Consider the following 6,243-nt stretch of genomic DNA (forward strand, 5'->3'; position numbering starts at 1 on the left):
AAGCTCTTGATCTTCGCTTCACCCGCGACCGTCCGTAACACCACCGAAACTTTCCCGCCCCCGCCGCAGTCATCACAGAACATCGGCAACACGAGGACTTTCTACGGGAGGATGGGATGGCGACGATTCACATCGGTATTTCAGGCTGGCGCTACGCCCCGTGGCGCGGGGATTTCTACCCGAAGGGACTGGCGCAGAAGCGCGAATTGCAGTTCGCCTCCCGCGCGGTCAACAGCATCGAAATCAATGGATCGTTCTACGCCCTGCAACGCCCTGAACGTTACGCCCAGTGGTACGCCGAAACCCCTGATGACTTCGTCTTCAGCGTCAAGGCGCCGCGCTTCATCACCCACGTGCGCCGTTTGCGCGAAATCGAAAAGCCGCTGGCGAATTTCTTTGCCTCGGGCGTGCTGGAACTGAAGGAAAAACTCGGGCCGATCCTCTGGCAGTTTCCGCCGAACTTCAAGTTCGATGCCGAGCGCTTCACCCAGTTTCTCGCGCAGCTGCCCCACGATACCCAAGCCGCAGCCGCCCTCGCCCGCCAACATGATTCACATTTGCCCGGCCACGCCAGCGTCAAAGCCTGGCGCAAGAAGCCACTGCGCCATGCCGTGGAAATCCGCCATGAAAGTTTCATCGACCCGGAGTTCGTACGCCTGCTCAAGCGCCATAACGTGGCACTGGTGGTCGCCGATACCGCCGGAAAATGGCCGTACCGCGAAGACCTCACCAGCGACTTCGTCTATCTGCGCCTGCACGGCGCCGAAGAGCTCTACGCCAGCGGTTATTCCGAACAAGCGCTCAAGCGCTGGGCCGAGCGCATCGACGCCTGGCATCACGGTAAACAGCCAGAGGACGCCCACCTGATAGCGCCACGCCTGAAACCCCGCGCGCGCAAATCCCGCGAAGTGTTCTGCTACTTCGACAACGACATCAAAGTCCGCGCGCCCTACGACGCACGCAACTTGTTGCAGCGCTTCGACCTCGACAAAGACCTCGCCACGACTCCCGGGCAAGTTGCCGCAGAAGGAGTTCTGTCATGAGCATTCCCGAACCGGTCGGTTTCACCGACGAAGGCTCCGTGGTTGCGCCCTCGGTGCGCACCTTCACCGTATTGACCGTCAACACCCACAAGGGCTTCACCGCACTGAACCGGCGCTTCATCCTGCCGGAGCTGCGTGAAGCGGTGCGCAGCGTCGCCGCCGACGTGGTGTTTCTGCAGGAAGTCCACGGCACACACGAGCAGCATCCGAAACGCTACGACAACTGGCCGACGATGCCGCAATACGAATTTCTCGCCGACAGCCTCTGGCCGCAGTTCGCCTACGGGCGCAACGCGGTGTACCCGGCGGGCGATCACGGCAATGCGCTGCTGTCGAAATTCCAGATCATCCGCCACGACAACCTCGACGTGTCGATCAGCGGCCATGAAAACCGTGGCCTGTTGCATTGCGTGCTGCGCCTGCCTGGCGACGGCACCGAAGTGCACGCGATCTGCGTGCATCTGGGCCTGCGCGAGAGCCATCGCAACGCACAGCTGGATCTGCTGCTGCAACGTCTCGCCGAATTGCCCGCCGATGCCCCAGTGATCGTCGCTGGCGATTTCAACGACTGGCGCCAGCGTGCCGATGCGCAGCTCAAGCCCTGTGGCCTGCGCGAAGTGTTCGCCGAGCAGTACGGCAAGCCGGCGCGCAGTTTTCCCGCGCGTCTGCCAGCGCTACGACTCGACCGCATCTACGTACGCAACCTCAAGGCCAGCCGGCCAAAAGTATTGACCAACCGGCCCTGGTCGCACCTTTCCGACCACGCACCGTTATCGGTGGAGATTGAACTATGAACAGTGCGCCACTGGAAAAATCCGCCGTCGACCCGGTCCCGCTGAATCCGCCGGTGCGCGAGCCCGGCCACGTTGACGTCGAGTATCAATGGCACAGCAATAACCGCGTAGAGCTGCTGGAGAACGGCGAGGAATATTTCCCCCGCGTGTTCGAAGCGATGCGCGCAGCCAAGAGCGAGATCCTGCTGGAGACCTTCATCGTCTTCGAAGACAAGGTCGGCGCCGAGTTGCAGCAAATCCTCATCGAAGCCGCCCAGCGCGGCGTGCGCACCACGGTCAGCCTCGACGGCTTCGGCTGTGGCGAGCTGAGCACCGGCTATCTGTCGGCCTTGAGCGATGCCGGCGTGCATTTGCAGATCTTCGATCCGGCGCCAAAGCACTTGGGCATCCGCACCAACTGGTTCCGCCGCTTGCACCGCAAGATCGTGGTGGTCGACGGCTTGATCGCGTTCATCGGCGGGATCAACTTTTCCGGCGATCACCTGGCCGACTTCGGCCCTGAAGCCAAGCAGGATTATTCGGTGGAGATCCAGGGCCCGGTGGTCGCCGATATCCATCACTTCGCCCTGCTGCAAAGCGGTCGTCCCGGACGCGCGCGGTTCTGGTGGCAGCGCCGGCGCCAGCGTCTGGAGGAAATGGCCTTCACCGATCACGACGGTCAGGTGCGCCTGGTGTTCCGCGATAACGATCAACACAACACCGATATCGAAGACGTGTATTTGCAGGTGCTGCGCAAGGCCAAGCGCCGGGTGATCATCGCCAACGCCTACTTCTTTCCCGGCTACCGTTTGCTGCGCGAAATCCGCAACGCCGCCCGCCGTGGCGTCGAGGTGCGGCTGATCCTGCAGGGCCAGCCGGACATGCTCGTAGCCAAACTGGCGGCGCGCATGACCTACGATTACCTGCTGCGTGCCGGCGTGCAGATTCACGAATACTGCCAGCGCCCGCTGCACGGCAAGGTCGCGCTGGTCGACGATGACTGGAGCACCGTGGGCTCGAGCAATCTCGACCCGCTGAGCCTGTCGCTGAATCTGGAAGCCAACGTGCTGATCCGCGATCGCGCGTTCAATCAGCACTTGTACGAACGCCTCGAAGACCTCAGCCAGAACCACTGCAAAGCCATGGACGCCAAGCTGTTGCCGCGCGGGCGCATCTGGCACATGACCGTAGGCTTTCTGGTGTTCCACTTCCTGCGGCACTTCCCGGCCATGGCCGGTTGGCTGCCGGCGCATAAACCGCGTCTGAAGCCTTTCCGAGGTGCGCGTCCATGAGTCATTCCGAAGTGCACTCCGATAGCCATTCGGCACAAGCGGCGCCGTCAAAATGGAGCCGCTGGAAACGCCCGCTGACCATCCTGTTTTTCCTCGCGCTGATCGTCCTGCTGACGATGTTCGCCACGCGCATCGAATGGGCCGAGGTGCTGGAGACCCTCGCCGATTTCAAGGTGCGCACACTGATCATCGCCGCCAGCCTGACGTTGCTGAGTTTTCTGGTGTACGCCAGTTTCGACCTGATCGGCCGCACCTACATTCGTCAGGACCTGACCTGGAAGCAGATCCTGCCGGTGGGCATCATCAGTTACGCCTTCAACCTCAATCTCAGCGCCTGGGTTGGCGGCATCGCCATGCGTTATCGCCTGTATTCGCGGCTGGGCGTAAGCAAAGGCAACATCGCCAAGATTCTCGGCCTGAGCCTGGCGACCAACTGGTTCGGCTACATGACCATCGCTGGCGTGGTTTTCAGCAGCGGTTTGGTACGCATGCCGCCGGGCTGGAAACTCAGCAGTGATGCGCTGCAACTGGTTGGCGTGTTGTTGCTGTTGCTCAGCGCTGGATATCTCGCGGCATGTCAGTTTTCCAAGCGCCGCGAGTGGTCGATTCGCGGCGTGGAAATCAACCTGCCGTCGCTGCGCATGGCGGTGCTGCAATTGCTTTTGGGCGCGTTGAACTGGTCGCTGATGGCGGCGGTGATTTTCACTCTGCTGCCAAGCAAACTGGATTATCCGCTGGTGCTTGGGGTGCTGTTGATCAGCGCGATTGCCGGGGTCATCACGCACATTCCGGCGGGGCTGGGTGTGCTTGAGGCAGTGTTCGTGGCGCTGCTGCAGCACGAGGCATCGCGCGGCAGTCTGGTGGCGGGATTGCTTGCGTATCGGGCGATTTATTTTCTGCTGCCGCTGTTGATTACGGTGGTGATGTATCTGGTGGTGGAAGCCAAGGCCAAGGCGTTGCGGATCGAGAAGAAACCCACACTTTAGAATCAAGATCAAAAGATCGCAGCCTTCGGCAGCTCCTACAGTTGAAATGCAATCTCCCTGTAGGAGCTGCCGGAGGCTGCGATCTTTTGATTTTTCAGGACTGGATAATACTCAATCGCTCCCCCACCACCATCTCGGTAATCCAGTCCACCAGAATCGAGGTGTAGGCCTGCTGCGACACCGGATCACTCAATGCGTGATCCGCGCCATCGATGATCCGGTGGGTCAACGAGTGGGTCTGCTGACACGCGGCGCGGTAACTCATGATCGTCGCGTGGGGCACGAAATCGTCGGTTTCCGATTCCACCAACAGCACGTCACCCGTGAATTGCGAGCAGGCATGCAGGGCGCGATTGCTGTCGGCGCGCACCAGCGTGCCGCGATAATCGCGCAGGTCGGCCTTGTCCAGATCGCGCTTGGGCGTGTGCCATTGCTCGTCGCGGTACAGCGCCGGCACGCGCAGCGCCAGCCAGCGCACCGGGCGCAGTGACGTCAGGATCGCGGCCAGATAACCGCCATAACTGGTGCCGACCACGGCGATCGCCGAGGTATCCAGCGCCGGGTGCGCCAACAGGCGATCATAGGCCGCCAGCAAGTCACGCAGATTGTCTTCACGGGTCACCCGGGTCAGCGGAATTCCGGTGCCGCCGGTGTGCCCGCGCAGGTCGAAGGTCAGGCAAACGCAACCCAGGCCGGCGATGCCTTTGGCCCGTTCCAGATCACGTTCCTGACTGCCGCCCCAACCGTGCACAAACAACACCCCCGGGACCTTCGATTTGGGACTGAGAAAAGTCCCGCTCATCTGTTCGTCATCAATGTCGATTTGAATGCTTTCGCTTCTAGCCGTCATAGGATTGGACCGTCACATATTTGAGAAGAAACGCGCTGTTTTCAGCCGGACCGCGATAGACCTCGATGGCGTCGGCCGGCAGCGCCTGATCGGTGTAGGTTTCCACCGACGACACGCGAATCGCGCGCATCTGTGGATCGTTGACGAAGCTTTGCAGCGCGGCCACTTCAGCACTGCTGGCGCCGCCCATGCGCCAGGATTGTTCGAGCACGCCGCTGCGCGGGTTGCCGCTGGCGTCGAGGCCCTGGGCGATATCGTAATTGCGCCGCGAGGCGAAGAAGCGCGGGTAGGCTTCGTTGGCGGCGCTGTCGAAGACCTGTGCCTGTTCGATGGCCAGACGCACATCGTCAGGCAGATCCAGCGCGAGCAATTGGTCATAGCCGCCCTGCACCACCAGCAGATTCGAACCGCCGTAGACCTCTTCGCCCTGGCCGTCCTCGGTCAAGTATTGCTCACCGCAGTAGCTCAACACTTTGCCGCCGATGAACGACTGGCCGACGCTGTGGGTGACGACGTCGCTCAAGTCCTGCTCCAGCACTACGCCGTCCTTGAACAGATTTTGCGCCTCGGGCCGCGCGAGGATCTCATCGAACGCGTCGAGGCTTTTGATCACTTCCTGACCGCGACCGGCGCAAGCGTGAACCGGCTTCAAGCGAATCGGCCCGGCGTACAGCAAATGTTCGGCGGCGGGCCGCGCGTCCTCCAGCGCAAATACGCTGAGACCGTCGAGCACAACGTTGCGCACCCGCTCCGAAAACAGCGGCGACCAGCCCTGCGGCGCGTGCGCCAGATGGCTGCGCAAACCGTGGCTGATGGCTTTGGTGCAGATGAAATCGTATTCGACGTAACCGCCCCACAAGTCATCGGGGCCGTTGATGCCGAGCGCTTGCGCGTGGGCGGCGCCGACGATGGTCTGTGTCGGTAGCAGATACAGATCACGGTCTTGATGCTTGGCCGGATCGTAGCTGCCGCCGAATTTGCAACCGAGAATCTGCGCCAGCCAGCGCGCCAGAGCCTTGTTGGTCTCGACTTCATGTTGCGGTGCTTCGGGACGCACCGAATGGGCAACGACAATTTTCTTGCTGGGTGTCGGGGTCATGCGGTCCCCTTTCATCAGTCGATGGGTTCTGAGAGGAAATTGCAGAGATCAGGCCAATCAGCGATCCCCACGAACCGCCCGATAATCGGGAGCTTGCCGTGACTGTGCTGGCATCACGCCTGTTTCAAACTGCACGACGGCGCGCAAAATTCCGGCAAATTGCACGATCTCTCATCCACGCCGCGATCATTGTGGGAGCG

6 protein-coding genes are annotated in these 6,243 nt (G+C 61.4%); 4 read left to right on the forward strand and 2 right to left on the reverse strand.

The genetic code is table 11. The annotated features are described in order from the left end of the window. The first annotated feature begins 116 nt into the window (after positions 1 to 116). From D6877_RS23410 to D6877_RS23425, 4 genes are read left to right on the forward strand one after another with little or no spacing between them, the layout of a single operon-like run. Entirely contained in the window at positions 117 to 1,043 is a 927-nt protein-coding gene (locus D6877_RS23410; protein ID WP_130912273.1) for a DUF72 domain-containing protein, read from the forward strand. Next, positions 1,040 to 1,837 (forward strand): endonuclease/exonuclease/phosphatase family protein, encoded by a 798-nt coding sequence (locus D6877_RS23415; protein ID WP_130912274.1) that lies wholly within the window; start codon positions 1,040 to 1,042, stop codon positions 1,835 to 1,837. Before D6877_RS23410 ends, D6877_RS23415 begins: the two co-directional genes overlap by 4 nt. Further along, the gene (clsB, locus tag D6877_RS23420) at positions 1,834 to 3,108 is read left to right on the forward strand and encodes a cardiolipin synthase ClsB (protein ID WP_016772961.1); all 1,275 of its coding nucleotides are present in this window, start codon (positions 1,834 to 1,836) and stop codon (positions 3,106 to 3,108) included. Before D6877_RS23415 ends, clsB begins: the two co-directional genes overlap by 4 nt. Beyond that, positions 3,105 to 4,094 (forward strand): lysylphosphatidylglycerol synthase domain-containing protein, encoded by a 990-nt coding sequence (locus tag D6877_RS23425; protein ID WP_130912275.1) that lies wholly within the window; start codon positions 3,105 to 3,107, stop codon positions 4,092 to 4,094. The genes clsB and D6877_RS23425 overlap by 4 nt, the downstream gene beginning before the upstream one ends. 94 nt (positions 4,095 to 4,188) lie before the next feature. On the opposite strand, the gene D6877_RS23430 is transcribed toward D6877_RS23425, so the two are convergent. Continuing rightward, a complete protein-coding gene (locus D6877_RS23430) occupies positions 4,189 to 4,944 on the reverse strand; it encodes an alpha/beta fold hydrolase (protein ID WP_130912276.1) in 756 nt (251 codons plus the stop codon). Next, entirely contained in the window at positions 4,934 to 6,043 is a 1,110-nt protein-coding gene (locus tag D6877_RS23435) for a DUF3182 family protein (RefSeq protein ID WP_130912277.1), read from the reverse strand. The genes D6877_RS23430 and D6877_RS23435 overlap by 11 nt, the downstream gene beginning before the upstream one ends. Positions 6,044 to 6,243 lie beyond the last annotated feature (200 nt).

This window comes from Pseudomonas sp. Sample_9, assembly GCF_004307535.1.
Classification (GTDB): domain Bacteria; phylum Pseudomonadota; class Gammaproteobacteria; order Pseudomonadales; family Pseudomonadaceae; genus Aquipseudomonas; species Aquipseudomonas mercuritolerans.

Excerpts from the sequence above, each read along its gene's own strand:
- D6877_RS23410 (WP_130912273.1), top strand. The coding sequence starts at position 117 with ATGGCGACGATTCACATCGGTATTTCAGGCTGGCGCTACGCCCCGTGG.
- D6877_RS23415 (WP_130912274.1), top strand. The coding sequence starts at position 1,040 with ATGAGCATTCCCGAACCGGTCGGTTTCACCGACGAAGGCTCCGTGGTT.
- clsB (WP_016772961.1), top strand. The coding sequence starts at position 1,834 with ATGAACAGTGCGCCACTGGAAAAATCCGCCGTCGACCCGGTCCCGCTG.
- D6877_RS23425 (WP_130912275.1), top strand. The coding sequence starts at position 3,105 with ATGAGTCATTCCGAAGTGCACTCCGATAGCCATTCGGCACAAGCGGCG.
- D6877_RS23430 (WP_130912276.1), bottom strand. The coding sequence starts at position 4,944 with ATGACGGCTAGAAGCGAAAGCATTCAAATCGACATTGATGACGAACAG.
- D6877_RS23435 (WP_130912277.1), bottom strand. The coding sequence starts at position 6,043 with ATGACCCCGACACCCAGCAAGAAAATTGTCGTTGCCCATTCGGTGCGT.